Source organism: Blastococcus sp. DSM 46786 (genome assembly GCF_900109665.1).
In the GTDB taxonomy this organism is placed as follows: domain Bacteria; phylum Actinomycetota; class Actinomycetes; order Mycobacteriales; family Geodermatophilaceae; genus Blastococcus; species Blastococcus carthaginiensis.
Genome location: NZ_FOAO01000016.1, coordinates 1 through 23354, shown reverse-complemented (window position 1 = coordinate 23354; position 23354 = coordinate 1). Strand labels below are relative to the sequence as shown.

The 23354-nt window shown below is 74.3% G+C and carries 18 protein-coding genes; 11 read left to right on the top strand and 7 right to left on the bottom strand.

Translation table 11 applies throughout. The features are described from left to right. Positions 1 to 984 (top strand): polysaccharide lyase, encoded by a 984-nt coding sequence (locus tag BMW62_RS15100; RefSeq protein WP_170852402.1) that lies wholly within the window; start codon positions 1 to 3, stop codon positions 982 to 984. Positions 985 to 986: 2 nt separating this feature from the next. Here the strand turns inward: BMW62_RS15100 and BMW62_RS15095 are convergent, their stop codons facing one another. Together BMW62_RS15095 and BMW62_RS15090 are read right to left on the bottom strand one after the other, a co-directional pair. After that, positions 987 to 2303, bottom strand: coding sequence for an MATE family efflux transporter (locus tag BMW62_RS15095; RefSeq protein WP_091932136.1), 1317 nt, complete (start codon positions 2301 to 2303; stop codon positions 987 to 989). A 66-nt stretch (positions 2304 to 2369) separates the two neighbouring features. Continuing rightward, entirely contained in the window at positions 2370 to 3689 is a 1320-nt protein-coding gene (locus BMW62_RS15090; RefSeq protein WP_091932132.1) for a UDP-glucose dehydrogenase family protein, read from the bottom strand. Positions 3690 to 3928: 239 nt separating this feature from the next. Between BMW62_RS15090 and BMW62_RS15085 the strand changes: the two genes are divergently transcribed. From BMW62_RS15085 to BMW62_RS15065, 5 genes are all read left to right on the top strand, one after another. After that, positions 3929 to 5524 carry an O-antigen ligase family protein gene (locus BMW62_RS15085; protein WP_091932129.1) on the top strand — a complete coding sequence of 532 codons (1596 nt, stop codon included), beginning with the start codon at positions 3929 to 3931 and terminating at the stop codon, positions 5522 to 5524. Positions 5525 to 5639: 115 nt separating this feature from the next. Beyond that, entirely contained in the window at positions 5640 to 6605 is a 966-nt protein-coding gene (locus tag BMW62_RS15080; RefSeq protein WP_091932126.1) for a glycosyltransferase, read from the top strand. Then, positions 6602 to 7672 carry a glycosyltransferase family 4 protein gene (locus BMW62_RS15075; protein WP_170852401.1) on the top strand — a complete coding sequence of 357 codons (1071 nt, stop codon included), beginning with the start codon at positions 6602 to 6604 and terminating at the stop codon, positions 7670 to 7672. Before BMW62_RS15080 ends, BMW62_RS15075 begins: the two co-directional genes overlap by 4 nt. A gap of 110 nt (positions 7673 to 7782) precedes the next feature. Beyond that, positions 7783 to 9393 (top strand): polysaccharide biosynthesis tyrosine autokinase, encoded by a 1611-nt coding sequence (locus BMW62_RS15070; protein WP_091932123.1) that lies wholly within the window; start codon positions 7783 to 7785, stop codon positions 9391 to 9393. A 275-nt stretch (positions 9394 to 9668) separates the two neighbouring features. Beyond that, complete coding sequence (locus tag BMW62_RS15065; RefSeq protein ID WP_091932121.1) at positions 9669 to 11177, top strand: sugar transferase; 1509 nt, start codon at positions 9669 to 9671, stop codon at positions 11175 to 11177. Here BMW62_RS15065 and BMW62_RS15060 read toward each other — a convergent pair. Both BMW62_RS15060 and BMW62_RS15055 read right to left on the bottom strand, forming a co-directional pair. Beyond that, on the bottom strand, positions 11171 to 12292 hold the full coding sequence (locus tag BMW62_RS15060; protein WP_091932118.1) for a glycosyltransferase family 4 protein: 1122 nt from the start codon (positions 12290 to 12292) through the stop codon (positions 11171 to 11173). The genes BMW62_RS15065 and BMW62_RS15060 overlap by 7 nt on opposite strands. Positions 12293 to 12302: 10 nt before the next feature. Beyond that, a complete protein-coding gene (locus tag BMW62_RS15055; protein WP_170852400.1) occupies positions 12303 to 13127 on the bottom strand; it encodes an ATP-grasp fold amidoligase family protein in 825 nt (274 codons plus the stop codon). 262 nt (positions 13128 to 13389) lie between these two features. On the opposite strand from BMW62_RS15055, the gene BMW62_RS15050 reads away from it, so the two are divergent. Further along, a complete protein-coding gene (locus BMW62_RS15050) occupies positions 13390 to 14190 on the top strand; it encodes an arsenate reductase/protein-tyrosine-phosphatase family protein (protein ID WP_211435145.1) in 801 nt (266 codons plus the stop codon). Between the two features lie 154 nt (positions 14191 to 14344). Here the strand turns inward: BMW62_RS15050 and BMW62_RS22720 are convergent, their stop codons facing one another. Then, on the bottom strand, positions 14345 to 14518 hold the full coding sequence (locus tag BMW62_RS22720; protein WP_170852399.1) for a hypothetical protein: 174 nt from the start codon (positions 14516 to 14518) through the stop codon (positions 14345 to 14347). A gap of 277 nt (positions 14519 to 14795) precedes the next feature. Between BMW62_RS22720 and BMW62_RS22715 the strand changes: the two genes are divergently transcribed. Then, complete coding sequence (locus tag BMW62_RS22715) at positions 14796 to 16031, top strand: hypothetical protein (protein WP_091932112.1); 1236 nt, start codon at positions 14796 to 14798, stop codon at positions 16029 to 16031. A 60-nt stretch (positions 16032 to 16091) separates the two neighbouring features. Here the strand turns inward: BMW62_RS22715 and BMW62_RS15040 are convergent, their stop codons facing one another. Together BMW62_RS15040 and BMW62_RS15035 are read right to left on the bottom strand one after the other, a co-directional pair. Continuing rightward, positions 16092 to 17597, bottom strand: a complete 1506-nt coding sequence (locus tag BMW62_RS15040) for a sugar transferase (RefSeq protein ID WP_091932109.1) — start codon at positions 17595 to 17597, stop codon at positions 16092 to 16094. A 145-nt stretch (positions 17598 to 17742) separates the two neighbouring features. After that, entirely contained in the window at positions 17743 to 19056 is a 1314-nt protein-coding gene (locus tag BMW62_RS15035) for a hypothetical protein (RefSeq protein WP_091932107.1), read from the bottom strand. Positions 19057 to 19366: 310 nt separating this feature from the next. Between BMW62_RS15035 and rfbB the strand changes: the two genes are divergently transcribed. The 3 genes from rfbB (at position 19367) to BMW62_RS15020 (ending at position 22158) form a co-directional block, all read left to right on the top strand. Then, positions 19367 to 20380, top strand: a complete 1014-nt coding sequence (gene rfbB / locus BMW62_RS15030; protein ID WP_244524064.1) for a dTDP-glucose 4,6-dehydratase — start codon at positions 19367 to 19369, stop codon at positions 20378 to 20380. Beyond that, positions 20377 to 21222, top strand: a complete 846-nt coding sequence (locus BMW62_RS15025; RefSeq protein ID WP_211435144.1) for an SDR family oxidoreductase — start codon at positions 20377 to 20379, stop codon at positions 21220 to 21222. Before rfbB ends, BMW62_RS15025 begins: the two co-directional genes overlap by 4 nt. Before the next feature lie 75 nt (positions 21223 to 21297). Continuing rightward, a complete protein-coding gene (locus BMW62_RS15020) occupies positions 21298 to 22158 on the top strand; it encodes a hypothetical protein (protein WP_091932104.1) in 861 nt (286 codons plus the stop codon). The last annotated feature ends 1196 nt before the right edge of the window (positions 22159 to 23354 follow it).

The following is a 23354-nucleotide window of genomic DNA, read 5'->3' as shown; positions in this document are numbered from 1 at the left end:
GTGATTCGAGGACGCCGCCGGCTCCCGCTCGCCCTGGTGGTGACGGCGTCGCTCGTCCTGACCGCCTGCGGCTCCGACGAGCCCGACGCCGGCGAGGGCGAGGGCGAGGCCCCGCACGCCACGGCCGAGCCGACGTCGACGCCGATCGAGTCCACGGCCATCCCGCGATCCGACCTCGAGCCCGTCCCGACGACGGGGGACCGGTTCGACATCACCCGCCCGACGGAGGCCTCCCCCTCGGGATCGGCGTCGTCCGAGGAGACGGCGGAGCCCGAGCAGGTGTGGAGCTACGCCGGCGGCGACCTCTCCGACTGGAGCGAGGTCCAGGCCGCCCGCTCCGAGCAGGTCCGGGTCGTCGAGGAGCCGGCCCGCCCCGGCTCCGAGTACTCCGCCGCCTTCTCCGCCCGCCCGGGCGACTTCACCTTCGGCGTCGACACCACCATCCGCGGCGAGGTGCGCTCCACCATCCAGGAGGCCGGCGTCCCCCGCGAGGGCGACGTCCAGTGGTACTCCTGGTCGACGTACTTCCCCGAGGACTTCGTGTGGGACGGCGGCGACGAGTTCCTCATCTACACCCAGTGGCACCAGACGGCGAACGAGGGCTCGCCCAACGTCGACCTCTGGGTCACCGCCGGCCCCGACCCCGAGATCCGGCTCTCCGTGCGCGGCGGGCTGCAGGGGCGCGAATCCGCCCAGTACGCCGCCACCTACGATCTCGGCCCGCTGGAGCGGGGGGAGTGGCTGGACCACACCGTGCGCATCGAGTGGTCCACCGACCCCGACCAGGGCAACGTGCAGGTGTGGATCGACGGGGAGCGGGTGGTCAACGCCGTCGGGGCCACCCTGTTCGAGGGCCAGAGCATCTACTTCAAGCAGGGCATCTACGCCGCCAGCAACACCCGGCGCGAGCACACCGTCTACTTCTCCGACGCCCGCTGGGGCGAGTCGCGGGCGAGCGTCGCGATCGAGCCGGCGGGCGACTGACGCTACTGCGCCGCTGACGCCGGCGAGCCGAGTGGGTTCTTGCCGGTCGGGGCGTCCGATGGGGCGTCGACCGGCTCGTCATCGTCCGGCCCGGGCTCGGCGGGCGGCGTCTGCGGCACCACCCGGACGGCGACCAGCCAGCTCACCAGCGACATGGTGGCCGCGGCGATCACCAGCCCCGCCATCAGCCCGGTGCGGCCCCACACGGCGGTGAGGGTGACGGGCAGGAACACCGCGAGCGGCGCCACGCCGATGCGCACGCGCAGCGCCGCCTTGGTGTTGCGGGAACCGCGCATCGCCAGCAGCGCGCCGTGGGTGATGCCGAAGAGCACCATCTGCAGGCTCACCGCGGCCACCAGCCAGCCCGAGCCCCACGACTCGCCGAACAGCGCCCGGCCCACGCCCTCCGGCAGCAGCACCAGCGCCGTGCCGTAGACGACCGCGACCCCGGCCAGCGCCAGCGAGGCGAACCGGCCGATGCGCAATGCCCGGCCGGCGTCGGACTCCACCGCGCTCGCCACCATCGGCAGGCAGATGACGCTCGCGGCGGCGACGGTGATGTTGAGCGGTCCGTTGGCCACCTGCGCGGCCTTCAGCTGGCCGAGCAGCGCCGTGCCGGCCACCAGCGGCAGCACGAAGATCGTCAGCTGGCCGGAGCCGGAGGAGAGCGCGAAGTCGCCCAGCAGCGGGCCGGAGACCGGCCACATCGCCTTCAGCCGCGCCTTCAGCCGCACCGGCTCCCGCCGGATGCCGAACGCCACCAGCCCGATGACGTCGGCCAGCAGGGCGCCGAGGATCCACAGCGCCAGCACCGCCGCCGTCCCCGAGATCGCCTCGGTGAGCGCCAGGACGGTCGCGACCACCATGACCACCAGCCACACGCCGTCCAGCAGCACCGCCCGGCCCGGCCGCTGCTCGAGGAAGCCGACGTAGCGCAGGGCGTCCTGCAGCAGCAGGACGGGCAGGCCGAGGAAGAACACGGCCCAGGCGAGGTCCAGCGGCGTGGCCAGCAGCAGCAGGCCGACCGGGATGCCGATCGCGCCGACCGCCGTCGCCGACACAGCGGCGACCAGGTGCACCGGCGCGCCCTTGAGCACGTTCCGCTGGGTGATCAGCAGCGGGTCGAGGACGGCGGCGCGCGTGCCGCCCAGCAGCAGCCAGTAGATGCTGTAGATCAGCGCGAACTCACCGAAGACGCTGGCGCTGACGCCGGTGGCGATCGCCACCGACAGCAGCATGTTGCTGGCGCTGGAGATCGCCTGGTCGGCGACGGTGAGGCCCCGGCTGACCAGCTTGCCCCCGCGCACGGCCCGGCCCACGCGACGGATCACCATCGGCGGGCGCGGCGGGTCAGGGGCACGGCAGGGGAGTTCGGTGGACCGGGGTCAGCCGGCGCGGCGGCCGAGCGCCCGGTAGGTCCAGCCGGCGGCGGTCCAGGCCTCGCGGTCGAGGGCGTTGCGCCCGTCCAGGACGCGCTTCTGCTTGACGATCCGGCCGAACGCCACCGGGTCCAGCTCGCGGTACTGCTTCCACTCGGTGAGCACCAGGACGGCGTCGGCGCGCTCGGCGGCCTCCTCGGGGGTGGCCGCGTAGTCCAGCTGCGGCCACTGCCGGCGGCTGTTCTCGACGGCCGCCGGGTCGGTCACCCGGACGACGGCGCCCTGCAGCTGCAGCTGCGCGGCGACGTTGAGCGCCGGCGAGTCGCGGATGTCGTCGCTGTCGGGCTTGAAGGCCGCGCCCAGGACGGCGACCCGCTTGCCCAGCAGCGAGCCGTCGCAGACCTCGCGGGCCAGCTCCACCATGCGGATGCGGCGGCGCATGTTGATGTTGTCGACCTCGCGCAGGAAGGTCAGCGCCTGGTCGGCACCGAGCTCACCGGCGCGGGCCATGAAGGCGCGGATGTCCTTGGGCAGGCAGCCGCCGCCGAAGCCGAGGCCGGCGTTGAGGAACTTGCGGCCGATCCGGTCGTCGAAACCGATGGCGTCGGCCAGCAGCTTCACGTCGGCGCCGGTGGCCTCGCACAGCTCGGCCATCGCGTTGATGAAGGAGATCTTCGTAGCGAGGAACGAGTTCGCCGCCGTCTTCACCATCTCGGCGGTGGCGTAGTCGCTCTCCACCTTTGGCGTGCCGCGCTCGACGATCGACGCGTACACCTCGTCGAGCAGCGCCCGGGCGGTGTCGCCGTCGGCGCCGGCGGGCAGCCCGTAGACCAGCCGGTCGGGGTGCAGCGTGTCCTGCACCGCGAAGCCCTCGCGCAGGAACTCCGGGTTCCACGCCAGCAGCGCGCCGGGCGCCTTGTCGGCGATCAGCTCGGCCAGCTGCGCGGCCGTGCCCACCGGCACGGTGGACTTGCCGACGACGAGCTCGCCGGGGGCCAGGACGTCGAGCAGCGACTCGACCGCGCCCTGCACGTAGCGCATGTCGGCGGCGTACTCGCCGCGCTTCTGCGGGGTGCCCACGCAGACGAAGTGGACGGCGGAGCCCGCGGCGTCGGCGAAGTCGGTGGAGAAGCGCAGCCGCCCGGTGGCCAGGGTGCGCTCCAGCAGCTCCTCGAAGCCGGGCTCGAAGAACGGCGCCTCGGCCTTCGACAGCGAGGCGATCTTGGCCTGGTCGACGTCGATGCCGACGACGTCGTGACCGAGCTCGGCCATCGACGCGGCGTGGACGGCGCCCAGGTACCCGCAGCCGATGACCGAGATCTTCACGCAGTGCTCCTGTGGTTCGGGTCGAGGTGGTCCGGCGCGTCGGCCGGGGTGGTTCCCCGGTCCGTCCGCCGCGGGCCTCCGCCATGTTCGACCACGCACCGGCCCGAACGCCAGCCGGGTGGCCGCCGGAGCAGCGAGAATCGTCCGTGCAGGTGCCCTGACGACCCGAACGGGTGTGACGCCGGTCGCTACCGCCGGGGAGGCTTGCTGCGGCGTGGCATTGTCGAGGGTCGGCCCGAGTGGAACGCTCCGCACCGGACCGGTGGGAACCGTACCGCCCGGACGGGGCGGCCGGCTGGCGGGAGGGGGTCGAGGTGGGCGACGCGCTGACCAGGACCGTGCCGCGCACGCTGGCCGTCTGCGTGCTCGCCGTCGCGGGGCTGACCGCCGCCGCGGCCTACCAGCCCGTCCTCGTCCTCGTGCTGGTGGTCGCCGCGCCCGTCCTCGTCTGGGGCGTCGACCACCCCAAGCGCTTCGTGGCGGCCGCGATCCTGGTGAGCATCTTCGGCAAGACGGCCGCGCAGGTGAGCGGCAGCGCGGCGGTGGACCTGCTCGACGAGCTGGCGATCGCGGCGTCGCTGCTGGTCTGCATCGGGCCCCGACTCTTCCGCGGCCAGCCGCTGCGGAGCTTCCCGGGGCTGGTCTGGTGGGCCCTCTACGGCGCGCTCGGGGTGGGAAGCGGGCTCGTCGTGGGCGTGCCGCTCGCCGTCCTGGCGTCGGGCACCACGCTCGCCGGGAAGGGCATCCTGCTCGCGCTGGCCGTGGCGCAGCTGCACTGGACCAGCGACGACGTGCGCCGCCTCGCCAAGGGCGGGGTCGGCGTCCTCCTCTTCATCATCGCCTGCTGCGTGGTCAACCTGGCCATCCCGCAGACCTGGCAGAGCACGGTCGGCAACATCGACCAGCTCAGCTTCCGCGCGGCCATCCCGTCGCTGATCGGCCCGTTCGTCGAGCCCGGCACGCTCGGGATCATGGCGGCCCTGGGCTTCCTCGCCGTCGTCGCGTGGAACACCACCATGGGCTCGACCCGCTTCACCTGGCTGCTCTCCGCCGGCATGGCCCTGGTCGCCATCCTCTCCTTCCGGCGCAAGACCTGGCTGGGGATGATGGGCAGCTTCCTGTGGCTGAGCTCGCGGGCCGGGCGGTCCGGCGTCTTCCCCGCGGCGATCACCGCCGTCGTCGGCATCGTCATCGTGTTCTGGTCGACGCTGCTCAACGCGCTGCAGGGCATCGTCGCCACCTACCTGGACCAGTCCGAGGGCACCGCGGCCCGCACGCTGATGACCCGGGACTCCTTCTTCGTCGCCCAGGACTACTTCCCGCTCGGCGCCGGGTTCGGCCGCTTCGGCTCCGACACGGCCTCGGAGTTCTACAGCCCGCTGTACCTCGAGCGCGGCTACCAGAACGTCTGGGGCCTCTCCGAGCGCACCGGCAACGCGATGTTCCTGACCGACACCATGTGGCCGGCGGTGCTCGCCGAGAGCGGCTTCCTCGGGATGCTGGCGTTCCTCGTGGCGCTGGTCGCCGTCTTCCGGCGGCTGCGCCGGCTCTCGCGCGACGACCAGCCGGTCGCCCGCTTCCTGGGGCTGACCGGGATCGCCTGGATCGTGCAGTACCTGCTGGAGTCCACCGGCAACCCGGTGTTCGTCTCCCCGCCGTCCTACATCCCCCTCTTCGTCCTGATCGGGCTGCTGGGATCCTTCGGTGGCCGGGCCACCGACACCGACGAGGACACCGACGCCGCCGCCGACGAGCAGCCGGCCGGCGCCGGGCACGCGGGTGCGGGCGGGCGCGGCGACGTGGCCCGGGTCACCTCCCCGGCTCCCGTCGGCTGACATCGGCCACACCAACCGGCGACATCACGAGCGCGAGGTCGGTTGCGCGGCCGGCCCCCATTACGCTTCGGTGGTGTCACCACGACGGGATCGAGCCGAACCGGCAGGTGAGCGGGTGGAGCTGTCCGCCGCGCTCAGCGGCAAGCGCGCGCTCCTGGTCGCCTCGACCGGTGGCCATCTCGCCCAGATCGTCCGGTGGTCCGAGCGGTTCGGCCTCCAGCCGGACTCCGTCTTCGCCACGTTCGACTCGGAGCAGAGCCGGTCGCTGCTGCGCGACCGCCGCGTGGTCACCCTCGACTACGTGCCCCCGCGCGGCCTCGCCCCGGCGGTCCGCGCCGGCATCCGGCTGTTCCGGGCCACGCGCCGCGAGCGCTTCGACGTCGTCCTGAGCACCGGGGCCGCGGTCGGGACGGCCGCCTGGGCCATCGCCCAGCTGCGGCGGCTCCCGTTCGTCTACATCGAGAGCGTCTCCCGCTTCGACGGGCCGTCGGCCACCGGCCGCATCCTCGAGCGGCTGCCGCGGGTGCAGCGCTACAGCCAGCACGCCGCCTGGGCCGACCGCCCCGGGTGGCAGCTGGGCCCCTCGCTGCTCGACGACTACACCGCCGTCCCGGCGGCCGACCGCCCGGCCCGCGACGGCGAGGGGCGCCGCATCTTCGTCAGCCTCGGCACCATCAAGCCGTTCCGCTTCGACGCGCTGGTCGACGCCGTGCGGGACCGGATGCGCCCCGGCGACACCGTCACCTGGCAACTCGGGGTCACGACGCGCGACGACCTGCCCGGCGACGTCAACCAGGAGCTGCGCGCGGAGGAGTTCGACCGCCTGGTGGCCGAGAGCGACGTCTTCGTCACCCACGCCGGCGTGGGCACCCTGCTCCGCGCGCTCGAGCTCGGCGTCCGGCCGGTCGTCCTCCCGCGGCTGGCCGCGCGCGGCGAGCACGTGGACGACCACCAGCTGCAGGTGGCCCGCGAGCTCGCCCGGCGCGGGCTGGTCCTGCTGCGTTCCCCCGGGGAGCTGACCACCGACGAGCTCGACCCCTCGGGTGTGGTGATCCGCCGATCCGGGGACACGTCGGCGTGAGCCGGCCGTCGCGGCCCGCGCTGCGCGTGACGCAGATCGGCAACGCCTCGCAGGGGCGCGGCGGTGTCTCCTCCGTGGTGCGCACGACGAACACCTGGTCCGGCCCCGACCTCGAGGTGCGGGAGTGGCCCACCTACTGGCACGGCGACCGGCGGCGCACGCTCTCCGCGTTCGCCCGCACGGTGCTGAACGTGCTGTTCAGCAAGGTGGAGCCCACCGACGTGTGGCACTTCCACCTGACCCAGCAGGGCTCGTTCCTGCGCGAGGGCCTGCTGCTCGCCCTCGCCCGCCGGCGCGGGGTCTGCTGCACGGTCCTCGTGCACGGCTCGCAGTTCGTCGCGTTCGCCGAGGGCAACCGCCGGCTCGCCCGCCTGGTGCTGCGCCGGCCCGCGGTGGTCTTCGTGCTCACCGAGCCGGCCGCCGAGGTGCTGCGCTCGCTCGGCGTCGACGCGGTCCGGGTGGCCAACGCCGTGCCGATCGAGGAGGAACCGGTCGGGTCGGACCGCTCCGGGTTCGTCTTCGCCGGCGAGATCGGGCCGCGCAAGGGCGCCGACGTCCTCCTGGACGCGTGGTCGGCCGCCCGGCTCGACGGCCAGCAGCTCGTCCTGTTCGGCGACCTCGCCCCGCAGTTCCGGCTGCCCGACCCGCTCCCGCACGGGGTGGTGTTCGAGGGGCCGGTCACCCCCGAGGAGGTGCGCGCCCGGCTGCGGACCGCGGTCGCGCTCGTGCTGCCCAGCCGGGCCGAGGCGATGCCGATGATCATCCTGGAGTCGATGAGCCTGGCCACCCCGGTCATCGCCAGCGACGTCGGCCAGATCGCCGAGGTGGTCGACGACACCGGCATGGTGGTCCCGCCGGCCGACGCCGACGCCCTCGGGACGGCGATCCGCCGGATGGCAGGCTCGCCGGAGCTGGCGCAGGGCCTCGGGCGCCGCGCGTGGGACCGTGTCCGGGAGCGGCACTCGAACGCCGTCGTCCGGCGCGTGTTCGTCGAGCACTGGCAGAACTGCGTGGAAGAGGCCCGAACGGGTGACGCCACCCGCCCGGATCGGGCGCAGGATATCTAGCCTAGGGCGCTCAGCAACTGCACGAATCGAACGGGGGGTAGCCGCGGCCCTGCGACGACCGCGACTGCGGCTCACACCTGTGGGCCTCGATCATCGGAGACGAGGAAGTAGTGGAATCCAGAGACACCATCGCGGCGTTCCGGGCCGGGTGGTTCCTGCCCGTGATCGGGATGCTCCTGGGTGGGGGCGTCGGGGCCGCGATGGCCCTGATGATGACGCCGACGTACACGTCGGCGGCGCAGGTGTGGGTGACGTCGACGGACGCCACCTCCACCACCGCTGCGTTCCAGGGCAGCCAGTTCGCCCAGAACCGGGTGGCCTCCTACGTCCAGATCCTCGACAGCGAGCGCCTGGCCGAAGGTGTCATCGACCGGCTGGACCTGGACCTCACGGCGGGGGGCCTGCAGGAGCGGGTCGAGGCCTCGGTGGTGCCGGACACGACCGTCCTCGGGGTCGTGGTGACCGACACCTCGCCCCAGCGGGCGCGCGACATCGCCGCGGCGGTCGCCGCCGAGTTCACCGACCTGGTGCTCGAGGTCGAGGCGACCACCACGGTGCCGACCGACCCCGAGGTCGAGCCGGTGACGACCGTGCCGGTGAAGGTGACCGTCCTCGACAACCCCGAGGTCGCCGAGGAGCCCTCCGCCCCCAACCTCTACGCCAACATCGCCGTCGGCGTGCTCATCGGCCTGCTCGTCGGCCTGGCGCTCGCCTACGCCCGGGTGCGCATGGACCGCTCGGTGCGCGACGCGAAGGTCGCCTCCGACGCGGCCGGCGCACCCGTGATCGGCACCGTCGCCCGCGACCCGAAGCTCGCCTCCGGGCACGTGCTGCAGCGGAACAGCCGGTCGGGCAACGCCGAGGCCTTCCGCCAGCTGCGCACCAACCTGCAGTTCCTCAACGTGGACGAGCCGCCGCGGGTCATCATGGTGTCCAGCGCGGTCGCCGCCGAGGGGAAGAGCACCGTCGCGATCAACCTCGCCCTCACCCTGGCCGAGGGCGGGCACCGGGTCGCGCTGGTCGAGTCCGACCTGCGGCACCCCCGGGTGGTCCGGTACCTCGGGCTCGTCGACGGCGCCGGGCTGACCAGCGTCCTCACCGGCGCCGCCGACATCGACGACGTCCTGCAGCCCTACGCCAACGGCCGGCTCTCGGTCCTCGGCGCCGGGTCCATCCCGCCCAACCCCAGCGAGCTGCTGGCGTCCAGCCAGCTGCGCGCCCTGGTCGACCGGCTGCGGGCCACCCACGACTACGTCATCGTCGACACGCCCCCGCTGCTGCCGGTCGCCGACGCCAGCGCCGTCGCCGTGGTGATGGACGGCGTGCTGCTGTCGGTGCGCCAGGGCAAGACCCGGCGGGAAGAGCTGGAGCGCGCCGCGGCCGTCCTCGACCGGGTGGGCGCGCGAACCCTGGGCATCATCCTCACCATGGCGCCGGCGTCGTCGTCGCCGCACTCCTACGGCTACGACGGGGACGCCCCCACGGAGCCCGACCCCAAGCCCCGGCCCGTCGCCGCCCAGGAGAAGCCCCAGGCGCCGGGTGACCGAACCGGGGGCGACGTGCGGACGGAGCCGGGGGGTGCGACGCGGGCCGGGGTGCCGACCACCGATCCGGCCGGCGCGACTCGGGCCGAGGTGCCGACGGGTCCGGCGACCACCGAGATCCCCGCCGTCGGGCCGCCCCAGCCGCCCCAGCGCTCGGACTCGGCCAGTCGGAGCTGATCGGGGGCGCCTCGGCTCCGTCGCGAGCAGATGCCGACACGGATGTGACCTGTACCGCTCACGCTCTGTGGGTGCACATGTCCGTTACGTAGGGTTATGTCGTGAGCGAGCCAAATCGTCACGCAACCGCTAACGTCGAGTTCGGCGGTTCGACCGGCCGAGGCAAAGGGGCCTCGCTGCCCTCTTCTGCTCACTCAGCGTGACCAGAGTGGGGCGGCGAGATGTTCGAGTCGCCGAGACGACGACCAGACGCACCCAGGAGGCTCGGTAACCCCATGCAGGTTTCTCACGACCAGACCACTCGTGAGGTGCTGCCGGCCACGGTGCGGACCCGCTTCCCCGGCCTGCGCCGCCTGCGGGGGGAGGGCACCGAGGCGCGTCGGGCGTGGCGCACGGCCTACGTGCGCAGCATCGTGCTCGGGGACGCGGTCGCCGCCGTGCTCGCGGCCACGATCGGCTACTTCGGCCGTTTCGGGACCGACGTCGACGGCGCCGCCCAGTACTCGCTGTGGGCCGCGCTGGCGATGCCTGCGATGTGGGTGGCCGCCATGCACATCGGGCGGAGCTACGAGGAGCGCTTCCTCTGGGTGGGTGCCGAGGAGTTCCGGCGGGTCCTGCATGCCGCGGCCGTCCTGCTGGCTGCGGTGGCCGTGGTCTCCTGGGGGCTGGACCTGCGCGTCGCGCGCGGCTTCGTCGTCATCGCCCTCCCTCTCGCGACGGTGCTGACGCTGCTGCAGCGCTACCTGCGCCGGCAGGCGCTGCACCGCGCCCGCAACGGCGGGGCCTTCCAGCAGACGACGGTCGTCGTCGGGCACCGCAACGCCGTCGCCTCGCTTCACGCCGAACTGGACCGCGCCGGCTACCACGGCTACCGGGTCATCGGGTGCTGCCTGCCGGACGGCAAGGCGGCCGACGGCCCCACCGACTTCGACGGCCTGCCCGTCCTCGGTGGCCTCGACGAGGTGCTCGACGTGGTGCAGCGGTTCGAGGTCGACACCGTCGCCGTCATGCCCTGCCCCGAGCTGGACGGCCCCTCGCTGCGCCGGCTGGGCTGGGATCTGGAGAAGACCGAGGCCGAGCTGCTGCTCGCCCCCGCGGTGACCGAGGTCGTCGGCCCGCGGGTAGCCATCCGCCCGGTCTGCGGGCTCCCGCTGCTGCACGTCGAGCGCCCGGAGCTGCGCGGGGTGCGCCGGCTGGCCAAGACGGCGGTCGACGCCTCGCTGGCCGCCACGGCGCTGCTGGTGACGCTGCCGCTGTTCCTCGTCATCGCGCTGGCGCTGAAAACGACCAGCCGGGGGCCGGTCTTCTTCGAGCAGACCCGCGTCGGCCGTGACGGGCAGACGTTCTCCATGCTCAAGTTCCGCAGCATGGTGCATGGCGCCGACCGGATGGCCGAGGTGCTGGAGGCCGACAACGACGGCAACGGCGTGCTCTACAAGCGCAAGGTCGACCCCCGCGTGACCCGCGTCGGGCGCCTGCTGCGCCGGTACTCCCTCGACGAGCTGCCTCAGCTGATCAACGTGCTGCGCGGCGACATGAGCCTGGTCGGCCCGCGCCCGCCGCTGCCCAGCGAGACCGAGCGCTACGGCTTCGACATGCGCCGCCGCTTCCTGGTCAAGCCCGGCATCACCGGGCTGTGGCAGATCAGCGGTCGCTCGGACCTCTCCTGGGACGACTCGGTGCGCATCGACGTCCGGTACGTGGAGAACTGGTCGCTGAGCTTCGACATGATGATCCTCTGGAAGACCCTCGGCGCGGTCCTCCGCGGGCGCGGCGCCTACTGAGCGTCCGCCGTGCTCCGCCAGCACGCGCGGATGTCGGCGTACATGGTGCGGGCGTCGAAGCCCGCCGCCCACGTGCCGTAGGCCGCCCGGGCCATCTCGTCCCGCAGCTCCGTGCTGCCCAGCAGGCACACCAGGTGCTCGGCGAGGGCGTCGACGTCGCCGGGAGGCACGAGGAAGCCGTTCGCGCCGTGGGTGACCAGCTCCTCCATGGCACCCACCGGCGTCGTCACGGCCGGGATGCCCCGGGACATCGCCTCGATGACCACCATCGGCAGCCCCTCGGCGTGGCTGGGCAGCGCGAGCAGGTAGGCCGTGCGCAGCAGCTCCTGGGCCTCCGAGCGCGGGAGCGAGCCGGCGTAGGAGATCCGGCCGGGTCGGCTGCGGACGGCCTCCTCCACCAGCGCGACGACGCGGGGGTCGACCGGCGGGCCGGCGAGGACCAGCTCCACGTCGGTGAGGCCGTCGAGCCGCTCGAAGGCGCGCAGCAGCTCCGGCACGCCCTTGGACTCGTCGATCCGCCCCATCAGCACCACCCGCCTGGGGCGGGCGGCCGGCCAGGGCGTCACGGGCGGGGCGCCGTCGGCCACGCCGTTGTGCACGACGTGCACCCGCTCGGCGGGCACCCCCAGCTCCTCGGTGACCAGCTGGGCCCAGGGGCCGCCCAGGACCACCACGTACGCGGCGCGGCGGAAGAACCGCTCGATGCGGCGCTTCGCGGCCGGGGAGACGGCCTCGAGGAAGCCGCGGTACCCGGCGCCGTGCAGGTGGATGCCGTAGGGCAGGCCGCGCAGCGAGCACGCCGCCGCGACCGCCATCTTGCGCCAGGTGCTCCCGCGGCTGGCCACGTGCAGGTGGGCGACGTCGGCGCGCGCGGTGCCGGCGGTGAGCAGAGAGCGGGCGAAGTTGGCGGCCCGCCGCGGGGTCGGCCCGATGCCCCCGGAATCCACGACCCGCAGCTGCACGGGTGCGTCGCTGAGGCCGTTCTGCGCCTCGAGTTCGGCGACGACCGACGCCATGCCGCCGGACTGGCCGCCGGTGGGGCCGATGCTCAGGACGCGGAGTGCGCCGTCGTCGTGGTGATGGTGCCGGCCGGAGCCGGGCGTCGATCCTCGCATCGTGCCCGGATCACCGAGCCGCGACGTCGTCGAGCTCGGGCAGCGTCCACTGCTCCCCGAGCCAGGCGTCGAAGCTGTGCGGCTCGAACGGCAGCACACCTCCGCCCGGGTAGGGCGTGTACTCGCTGAACCAGATCACGCCGTCGACGTTGTAGAGGTCGACCCGCATGAAGTCGAAGGGACGGGCGAGCACCTCGGCCGCGTGGTTCAGGGCGGCCAGGTTCTCCGGCGGCGGGCCCGGCTCGCCGCTGCCCAGGGCGGTCGCCACGTGCAGCGGCTCCCAGTCGGCCGTGTAGAAGGTGCGCGAGTGCTGCTTGGTGAAGCGGCCCGTGTCCACGGACACCGCGGCGATCTTGCCGTCGAACATCAGGTACTTGTAGTCGTCGGGCGGCGTCACGCCGTCGCCGATGGCCTCCTCGAGGACGTAGAGCGGTCGCGCCTGGCTGTAGGCCCACTCGCCGAGCAGCACGCTCTGGTCGTCGCGGAGCCAGGTCTTCGTCGCCGCGATCGTGCGGGCGTCCACCGACTCGTCGGCCCGGCCGAAGCGGACCAGCCCGCTGCGGTGGTTGGGCTTGAGCACCCACGGGCGGTCGAACATCCGGCCGGCCACCTCGGTGAGGTCGGTGCCCGACCAGAAGGTCTCCGGCACCGAGATGCCGGCCTCCTCCGCCACCTGCGCAGCGTGGTCCTTCATCGCCAGCTTGTCGCACGTCCAGGCCAGCACCGGCCGCCGGTCGTGCATGATGCGCCAGTTGATCTTCTCCCCGAAGGTCTGCGGGTCGCGCAGGCGCGGGAGCCGGCCGTGCCCGGCCAGGTAGAGGTACCGCCGCCGCAAGGGTAGGGGGAGGAGCCCGGCGACCCTGCGGTGGGCCGGCTGGAAAACGTGTCGGAGGCTCTCGTTCAAGCCGCTCCGGGGCATCCGGACCCCTTCTGGTGTGAGACGTGGGCACGCCGGCGGTGTCTGCTCCCGGGCGCTCCGTCGGTGCGTCCGGTGTCGCGGCGAGCCTAGTACCCGGGCTCCGGCGTGGCTTTCCTCCGGAACCGAACCACCCCATCGGAGGTTTCGGGCGGTGGCCGGCGCCGATCAGACTGGGGGCGTGCCCGACGAGCAGATCCCCGCCACACCCCTGACCGTCCTGCTGGTGTGCACCGGGAACATCTGCCGGTCGGCCATGGGGGAGGGGCTGGGGCGGTCCTACCTGCGCGGGCTCCTCGGCGACGCGGCCTCCGACGTCCGGCTGGTCAGCGCGGGCACCCGCGCGGTGACCGGCTCCCCGATGCACCCCCGGAGCGCCCTGGTGATCTCCGGGTTCGGCGGCGACCCCGAGGGGTTCGTGGCCCGGCAGCTGGAGCCGGGGATGGTCGCCGAGGCCGACCTCGTCCTGACGCTGACCCGGGACCACCGCCGCACGGTGCTGGAGCTCGCGCCACGGGCGCTGGCGCGCACGTTCACCCTGCGGGAGGCCGCCGCGCTGCTGGGCGCGCTGGAGGACCGGCCGCCCGAGGGCGAGGGCTTCACCGGCCGGGCCCGCGGGCTGGTCGCCGCCCTGGCCGCGGCCCGTCCCGGGCGCCGGGGCGACGAGGGCGACGACATCGCGGATCCGATCGGCCGCTCCCTGGAGGGCCACGAGGAGGTCGGGCAGGCCGTCGCGGACGCCCTGCTGCCGGTCCTGGCCGCGCTGATCTCGCTGCACCCCGAGGTCGACGGCGCCGTGGAGCCCGGGCCGGTCCGGATCGCCGCGCACGTGGACCGGAGCGGTGGGCACCCGGCGCCGGACGGGGCGGTCGACGGGGACGGGTCGCTGCCGGCTGCGCTCGACCACCGGTCCGCGGGCCCGGGACGTGCCCGGCGTGCGTTCGGCGCGTTCGGCCGCCGTCGGCGCCCGGCGAGCTCCTAGGACCGCGTCACGCAACCGTCGACTGGTTCACGGTGGGCCGGCCAGCGCTTCGCGTCAGGACAGTGTGCGCGGACGCGCAAGTCCCGTGCCGAGAACTGACCATCTGCGCACTCCGTCGCCACCAGCGGCGGGCTCCTGGCGGGCTCTCGCCGGGTTACTGGCGGGCGACGGGCGGGGCGGCGGTCCACTCCGCGGGCACGAAATCGGGCACCGCAGCGGTGTCCGCCGCGTGCCGCCGATCGGCCGTGCGCACCGCCCGGCCGATGCCGAGCGCCAGGAGCACGGCCAGCATCGTCCACGCGGCCACGAGGACCAGTACCCACGTCATGGGACCTTCCTAGGCGGGCGGAGGCCCCGGGGTCCGGTCCGACGCGGGCAGAACCTGCCGAAAATGTCCACCCCCACATGTTTGGGCGTCCGCGCTGGTCAGGCCGCGAGTCGCGTAGCAGAACCCGTGACGACTCGGCGGGAGGCCCGAAAAATTCACTCGAACGGGCTTGGCGTTATGTAACCGTGACGCTACCTTCTGTCGCGTGTCACGAAACGCTCACCGACAGTGGCGAAGCCTCCGACCCGGTCGTCGCCGGCGCATGTCCCGCCGACGCATGACGCAGCTGCTCCTCGCGCTCATCGGGATCCTTCCCCTCAGCTATCCGATCGTGCAGGGCGGGGGATCCGGCGTCGTCGCCGAGCAGGCCGCACCTGCCGTCGAGTCCCGCGACTCGCGTCCCGCCACGCAGCCGCCCCCGGCCGCCACTGCCCCTGACGCGGCCCCGGCCGGCGAGGTCCCGGCCGACCAGGCCGCCGCCGGCGCCCAGGCCGAGGCACAGGCGCAGGCCCGGGCGGAGGAGCTGGCCCCGGTGGCCGGCTCGCGCTCCGGTACGGGCCCGGCCCCCACCGCCACGACCACCACCCCGGCCCCCGCTCCGAAGCCCACCACGGCCACGACCACCCCCAGCACGACCACCGCCCCGCCCGCCCGCGCGACGACCCCCTCCACCGGCGCCCTCAGCTGGGCCCCGCCGGCCGGCTGGCAGAACTACCCGGTCACCCGCATCACCTCGACGAACTCCGTCACCACGGTCAGCGGCAAGGGCGGGGACGTCCTGGTCCAGCTGCCCGCCGACCGCCCGGCCGCGCCGATCATCATCGCCAACTGCCGCAACGCCGTCGTCATGGGCGGGCAGATCAACGTCCTGCCCACCGCCCGCATCGGCAACGACGACCAGCGCGCCGTCTACGTGCACAAGTGCACCGGCACCGTCCACATCGAGGGCGTCCTCATCAACGGCAACGTCGCCGGCTCGCAGGCCGACGGCATCGCCGTGAACGCCCCCGAGGCGACCGTGCAGATCCAGAACGTCCGGATGGACGCCCTGCGTGGCACGTACTCGGTGAACCACGCCGACGTCTTCCAGCCCTGGGGCGGGGTGCGCGAGTACCGGATCGACCGGCTCACCGGTACGACCAACTACCAGGGCATCCAGGTGCGCCAGGACCTCGGGGCCATCGGCAAGGGCACCATCCGGAACGCCAACGTCGGCAGCTCCGAGGTGAACCCGATCGAGCGGGGCGGGCAGTTCATCCGCATCGACTGCAACACCTACCCGCTGGCGCTCGAGAACGTCTACCTCGACCCGCGCTCCGGCCGGGACATGGGCTACAGCGTCTGGCCGCAGACCGATGACCGCAGCTGCCCCGCGAAGATCAGCAACGGCGTCGTCTCGTGGCCGTCGATCGGGAACCTGAGCGGCACCCTCAGCCAGGGCAAGCCCGCGTCGGGTGACTTCGTCCCGGCCGGCTCCGTCGGCATCGGGTACGTCTCTCCCGGTTACCGCTGACCTGACCCTCGAGGGGGCGGGTGCCGCGCAGAACGCGCGGTGCCCGCCCCTTCGTCGTCCCTAGTAGGCGCCGCGGCCGGTGAAGACCGCCCCCACCGTCCGCCAGAGGATCATCAGGTCCAGCGTCAGCGACCAGTTCTCCACGTAGTGGATGTCCAGCCGCACCGAGTCGCTCCAGGACAGGTCGGACCTGCCGCTCACCTGCCAGAGACCGGTGAGGCCGGGCTTGACCGCCAGCCGGCGGTGCATCTCCACCCCGTACCGCTCGACCTCCGAGGGCAACGGCGGGCGCGGCCCGACCAGCGACATCTCGCCCCGCACGATGTTGAGCAGCTGGGGAAGCTCGTCGATGGAGTACCGGCGCAGCACCCGGCCGACCCGCGTCACCCGCGGGTCCTGGCGCATCTTGAACAGCACGCCGTTGCCCTCGTCCACCGCCGCCAGCCGGGCGACCTGGCGCTCCGCGTCGACGTGCATGCTGCGGAACTTCAGCATCGGGAACCGGCGGCCGTCGCGGCCCACGCGCTCCTGGCGGAACAGCACCGGCCCCGGGCTGTCGAACCGGACGGCCACCGCGGCGGCGAGGAGGACCGGCGCCAGCAGCAGCAGGAGCAGCACAGCGGCAGTCCGGTCGAACGACTCCTTGACCAGCCGGTGGAGGCCGCGGAGCTCGGGGCGCTCCATCTGCAGCAGGGAGAGCCCGCAGACCGGGCGCACGCGGATGCGCGGGCCGGCGACCTCGGAGACCGACGGCGCGAGCAGCAGATCGGCCTGGGTCTTCTCCAGCTCCCAGCCCAGCCGGCGCAGCGCCGCGCCGTCCAGCTCCGGTGACGGCAGCACGGCCACGGTGTCCACCTCGTAGCGCTCGACGACGTCGACCACCTCGTCCAGGGCACCGAGGACCGGCAGGCCGCCGGGGCCGCTGCGGAGGCCGGAGCCGTGCGGCAGGCAGTACCCGATCACGCGGTAGCCCTGGTCGGCCTCGCGGTGCAGCTGCTCCCGGAGCGCCGCCACGCCGGTGCGGTGGCCGACGAGCAGCGTCGTCTGCTGGAAGCGCCCGTGGGCCCGCTGCCGGCGCAGCCACGACCGGTGCGCCTGCCGATGGGCGAGGGTGAGCAGGGTGGCCAGCGGCAGGGCGACGACGGCGAACCCGCGGGCGACCTCGAGCTTCAGGCCCCACGAGACCGTGCCCACGATGGCCAGCAGCAGCGCGGCGGCGAAGAAGACCCGACGGAACTCCTCCGGCCCCTCCCAGAGGTACCGGCTCTCGTAGCTGCGCGCGACCACCATGGCGAACAGCCAGACGGCCGGCAGGGCGACGGCGATGGCCAGGGAGGCGGTCGTGAGCCCCGCGTCCGGCGGGGCGAAGCGGGCGAGCAGACCGCTGCCGGCGGCCGCGCTCGCGCAGAGCGCGTCCCACACGACGAGCCGGCGGACGTAGGGGCCGCGCCAGGCCCGGCGCGCTTCGGTGCCGGCCCCGCGGAGCCGGTCGGGCCGCGGCAGCCGCTGGAGCGGCGCGGCGCGGTGCTGGGTGACGTGTTCGGACGGAACGGCTTCACTGCTCATCGCGTGAGTTCCCTGCGGTGCGAACGGCGGTCCGGCACCCGGTGCGGAGAAGTCACCGGGGGCGGTCGCGCACGTGCGGAGTCATGGACTGTTCGACGAGCCGATCGGGGGGGACCGGCGGGGCAGGACGGAGGGGGTGCGCCCGTCAGTCGGGGCTGGCACCCGGGTCCTCGACGCGGCCCAGGAGGACGGCGTCGTGCCCGCGAGCGATCCGGATCGAGCCGGCGAGGGAGGCGGGGAAACCTGCGTCGAGCACCGCGAGCGCGGCGTCCGCGTGGTCGGTGTGGCCCGTGGCGCACGACCCGCCGCCGGACACCGAGGCCGACGTGTGGCCCACGGGGGCAGGCGCGTGCACCGGCGAGACCGGCGTCGCCGGCGGGCTGGGCGGGGGAGGCCGGCGCACCGGTGGTGCCGCCGGCTCGGGGGGGGCGTCGGCCGGCGGGGCCTGGCCGAGCCCGGTCGCGCCCGCGGGCACCGGTGCGGCCTTCGCCGGGGAGGCCGGTGCCACGGTCGCGGTGCCGGGTTCGGGGGCGCACTCGGCCGCGGTGGGCCCGGTCGGGGCCGGGGGGACTGGCGGGGTCGCCTCGGGGGGCGCCGCCGGTTCGGCAGCGGGCGCCGGTTCGGCAGCGGGCGCCGGGTCGGCCGGCTCGTCGGCGGCCGCGGGAGCGGCCGGCGCCGGGTCCTCCGTGCCGTCGGCGGGATCTGCGGCTGGTGCCGGCTCCGACGCCGGGGTCTCGGTGGCCGGGGGGTCCGCGTCGGTCCCGGTGTCGGTGGCCGGGCTGTCCGCGTCGGTGGCCGGGGCCGGCTCGTCCGGGGTCTCGGTCACCGGAGGTGCCGCCGGGTCGGCGGGGGTCTCCTCGGCGGGGGGTGGGTCGGTCGGGGTCTCGCCGGCGGGCGTCTCGGTCGCCGGAGGTGCTGCCGGGTCGGCCGGGGTCTCGCCGGCGGGGATCTCCTCGGCGGGGGGTGGGTCGGCCGGGATTTCGCCGGCGGGCGTCTCCCCGGCGGGCGGCGGCTCCACCGGGACCACGGGCGGGTCGACCGGGACCACCGGCGGGTCGACCGGCACCGTCGGCGGCTCCACCGCGACCACGGGCGGGTCGACCGGCACCGTCGGCGGCTCCACCGGGATTACGGGCGGGTCGAGCGGGGCCACGGGCGGGTCGAGCGGGACCACCGGCGGGTCGGCCGGAACCTCGGGCGGCGGACCGGCGGGCGGATCGGGGAGCGGCGTCACCGCACCGGCCGGCGCGACGACGTGGGTGTCACCCTCCGTGGGCACCCGGGCCTCGGCCCGGGCCGCGTCGTCGGTGGTGGCGGCGAGCACCGTCCAGGCGCCCAGCAGCAGGAAGGCGGTCACCAGCAGGCGCCGGGACCAGCGCGCACGTCCGGGGGGAGCCGCGGCCGGCGAGCGGAGGTCGCGCGGCACCCGCGCGGCATCCGACGGCCGGCCGATGGACATGCGGTTCCCCCTGTCGCTCCACTCCCGAACACCTTCGGCCGAAGTCTGGGCGAGGGAAACCGGGGCCGGGTGGCGTTCGGATGAACAGCGGCCACGCGCGGCCCGGCCTCACTGTCGGTGACCGGAGGGACTCGGAATGGTGTCGCACCGTGGGCGTCCGGCGTGCCGGACGCCACCCCCTCGAAGGGGGCGGGGCCGACGGCGAGGTGCCGGGTCCCGCCGCTCGGTGCGACTACCGTCGTTCCCTGCACGACGACCCGCCCCAGCGCGGGGACCGGGCACGGGAGCGTCGTCCGGTCGCGGATCCACGGTGGAGGTTCAGCAGACGATGCGCATGCTCGTCACCGGGGGCGCGGGCTTCATCGGCGCCAACTTCGTGCACCAGACGTTGCGCGAGCACCCCGAGTACGAGGTCACCGTGCTCGACGCGCTGACCTACGCGGGCAACCCCGCCTCGCTGGCCCCGGTCCGCGACGACATCGAGTTCGTGCACGGTTCGGTGGCCGACGCCGACGTCGTCGACCGGCTGGTGGGCCGCTGCGACGTCGTCGTCCACTTCGCCGCCGAGAGCCACAACGACAACTCGCTGCGCGACCCCGCACCGTTCCTCACAACCAACGTCGTCGGCACGTTCACCCTGCTCGAGGCGGTGCGCCGGCACGGCGCCCGCTACCACCACATCTCCACCGACGAGGTCTACGGCGACCTGGAGCTCGACGACCCGGCGAAGTTCACGCCCGAGACGCCGTACAACCCCAGCAGCCCGTACTCCTCGACCAAGGCGGGCTCGGACCTGCTGGTGCGGGCGTGGGTGCGCTCCTTCGGCATCCACGCCACCCTCTCCAACTGCTCCAACAACTACGGGCCCTACCAGCACGTGGAGAAGTTCATCCCGCGGCAGGTCACCAACGTGCTCTCCGGGCTGCGGCCAAAGCTCTACGGCGCCGGGGAGAACGTGCGCGACTGGATCCACGTGGACGACCACAACTCCGCCGTCCACGCGATCCTCGACCGCGGCCGCTCCGGCGAGACCTACCTGATCGGCGCCGACGGCGAGAAGAACAACCGCGAGGTGCTCGCCCTGGTCCTGGAGCTGACCGGGCAGCCGGCCGACGCCTTCGACTCGGTCACCGACCGCGCCGGCCACGACCTGCGCTACGCGATCGACGCCACCAAGCTGCGCACCGAGCTGGGCTGGACGCCGCGCTACACCGAGTTCCGCGAGGGGCTCGCCGCGACCATCGACTGGTACCGGGAGAACGAGGCCTGGTGGCGCCCCCTGAAGGACGGCGTCGAGGCGGCGTACGCCGCCCAGGGGCAGTGAACGCCGTCATCGTCGGCGCGGGCGGGCAGCTCGGCCGCGCGCTGCGGCGCGAATTCCCAGGCGCGGTCGCCCTCGACCGGGCGGCGCTCGACGTCACCGACGCCGCCGCGGTGGAGGCGTTCGACTGGACCGGTGTCGACGTCGTCCTGAACGCCGCCGCCTGGACGGCGGTCGACGCCGCGGAGGACCCGGCGAGCCTGGCGGCCGTCCGGGCGGTCAACGTCGACGCCGTCGCCCACCTGGCCCGGGCCGCCGACCGGGCCGGTGCCGCGCTCGTGCACCTCTCCAGCGAGTACGTCTTCGACGGCACGCACCCCGGGCCGATCCCCGAGGACCTGCCGCCCGCGCCGCTGTCGGTCTACGGCCGCAGCAAGGCCGACGGCGACGCCCGCGCCACCGCCGTCGAACGCCACTGGCTGGTGCGCACCACCTGGGTGGTGGGGGAGGGCGGCAACTTCGTGCGCACCATGGCCGCCCTCGCCGACCGCGGTGTCTCGCCCTCGGTGGTCGACGACCAGATCGGCCGGCCCACCAGCGCCCGCGACCTGGCCGCCGGCATCCGCCACCTGGTCGTGACCGGCGCGCCCTACGGCACATACAACCTCACCGGCGACGGCGAGCCCGTGTCGTGGGCCGACGTCGCCGCGCTGGTCTTCACCGCGCGCGGCCGCTCCGCCGACGACGTGTCGCGGGTGAGCACGGCCGAGTACTTCGCCGGCCGGACCGGCGTCGCGCCGCGGCCGCTGAACTCGGTGCTCGACCTGGCCCGGATCCGCGCCACCGGCTTCCGGCCGGGGCACTGGCGCGACGGGCTGCGGCACCACCTCGCCGGCCTCAGCTGACCCCGCAGCCCCGCCGGTACCGACACGTGGCGCGCATGGGTCAAGCTCTGCCGCCGCCCTGCCGATGATCAGCGCGTGTCGTGGGCCTGGATCGTCGGTGGACTGGTCGTCTGGATGGCGGTCGCCGCGTCCCTGGGTGTCCTGCTCGGGAAGGTGATCCGCCGGGCGGACGACCTCACGACGCCGTCCTGGGCCCCCGTCGAGCAGCTCGCTCCCGCGGCCACCGTCGTGCGCACCCGCCGCCGCGCCGTCCCGCTGCCCCCGGTCGGGGTCGGGCTGGCCGCTGCTGCGGTCGTGCTCATGGCCACCGGCTTCCTGCTGCGCCTGAACGGGGCCACCGGCTCCGCCGCCCAGCTGCTCTCCATGGACGCCCCCTTCTCCCTGCCCCGCCTGTTCGTGGCCGGCCTCTTCGCCGTCGCCGCGATCGCCGCCGTCGCCGGGGCCGCCCGCAACCCCGGCCGCCGCACCTGGTGGCTGGCCGTGGGGGTGGTCGCCGCCGGCATCGCGTCGGTCAAGGCCGGGGGCACCGTGCACGCCGACGCGATGGCCGCCCTGTACTCCGCCGTCGGCCGGCCCGCCGCCATCGCCGTCAGCGCGGTCGCGGCCCTCGCCGTCGTCGGGGTGCTGTTCTTCCTCAGCCGCACCGAGCGCCGTGACCGGCGCCGCGTCCTGGGCAGCCTCGCCGGCTACGGCGTCGCCTCCGTCGGCCTCTCGGCGCTGTCCGCCCTCGCGCCGGCGTCGCTGGGTATCGCCGCCACCTTCATCGAGGAGTCCGGCGAGGCGCTGGCCGGTGTGGCGTTCCTGGTCGCCGTCCTCATCGGTGTCGCTCCGCGACTCGTGCTCCCCGCCGGCTGGGTGCTTCGCCGTGCCGACGACGCGCACTCCCTGGAGCTGGCTCCGCAGGTCGTCCGACCGCTCGGCGACCAGCCGCGCTGAGGGCGGGCGGGCCGGTGCGGGGATCCCTCAGAAGCCGGACCGGACCTCGCCGCACCGGCACCGGTACAGCGTCGCCGAACTGAAGGCGTCCGGGCCGAGCCAGCGGAAGAGGTGCAGGTGCACCGCCGGGCCACGGCGGTCTGCAGGCGCGGATCCGGCACCGTGCACCCGGTGGCCGCCGAAGCGTGGGGATGACGTCACGACCACTCCTTCCCGACGGAGCGGCTGGCCCGCCTGCTCTGCGCCGCCTGCCGTGTGTACCACCTGAGCGAGCGATGCGAACCCGACTCCGTCGCGACCGTGGGCGAGCGGTGGCGTCGTGCCCGAGGCGCGGGTCGGACCTCAGGGGCCCCGACCAGGCCGTTCTCAGTCCTGCTCCGCAGCGGTCACCGGCACGTCGGGCTTTCGTCATCCCAGCGTCACCGACCGGCCACCGAACGGTGAACCGCGCAGGGTGGCGGAGGCCTGCCTCCCGATGCCGTGTCGGCGCCCCTTGCGGCCGGGGTGCCGGCGTGGCAGAACGCTCACCACGCGCACCCGGCCCCCGAGGTGGTCGTGGTCCATCGAAGGAGGCACCCCTGAGCGTCCCTCCCGAACCGGATGACGAAGGTCACGCCGGCGACAGTTCTTTCCACCCGGACCGAGAGTTCGAGGGGGTCGAGGAGCGCGATCCGTTCGACGCGCTCTTCGGTATCGGCCTGGCGTGCGCGGCCGGGCTCGTCGGCTGCGCGGTGGCAGTCCTCGCCTGGGGTGGTGTGCTCTCCGACCAACCGCGCGACGGTGTGCCCGTCGCGGCCAACTTCCCCTTCGGCGGGTTGACCGGGGGACCCGCAGAGCAGGAGGCCGCGCCGCTCGCGTCCGCGCCGGACGGTGGTGCTGAGGAGAGCGTTCCGGCCGCACCGGTCGGCGACGGGGCGCGATCAGCAGGCGACGGCGACGGCGACGGCGACGGCGGCGTCGGCGTCGGCGGACGCGCCGGTTCCAGCGTCTTCATCGGCGATCGTCGGACTGCGACGCTCCCGGCGGCGGTCCGGCGCATCCTCGAGGGCGTGGACCGGCAGGGAGACGCGGCGCCGGACAGCGGGCCGACCACGAGTGCGCCGACGACGACCCCGCCGACGACGACGACCCCGCCGACGACGACGACCCCGCCGACGACGACGACCCCGCCGACGACGACGACCCCGCCGACGACG

Bases quoted from the DNA above. Each gene is read 5' to 3' on its own strand.
- BMW62_RS15040 (WP_091932109.1), bottom strand. From the start codon at position 17,597: ATGAGCAGTGAAGCCGTTCCGTCCGAACACGTCACCCAGCACCGCGCC.
- BMW62_RS22720 (WP_170852399.1), bottom strand. From the start codon at position 14,518: ATGACGTGGGTACTGGTCCTCGTGGCCGCGTGGACGATGCTGGCCGTG.
- BMW62_RS15060 (WP_091932118.1), bottom strand. From the start codon at position 12,292: ATGCGAGGATCGACGCCCGGCTCCGGCCGGCACCATCACCACGACGAC.
- BMW62_RS22715 (WP_091932112.1), top strand. From the start codon at position 14,796: ATGACGCAGCTGCTCCTCGCGCTCATCGGGATCCTTCCCCTCAGCTAT.
- BMW62_RS15065 (WP_091932121.1), top strand. From the start codon at position 9,669: ATGCAGGTTTCTCACGACCAGACCACTCGTGAGGTGCTGCCGGCCACG.
- BMW62_RS15035 (WP_091932107.1), bottom strand. From the start codon at position 19,056: ATGTCCATCGGCCGGCCGTCGGATGCCGCGCGGGTGCCGCGCGACCTC.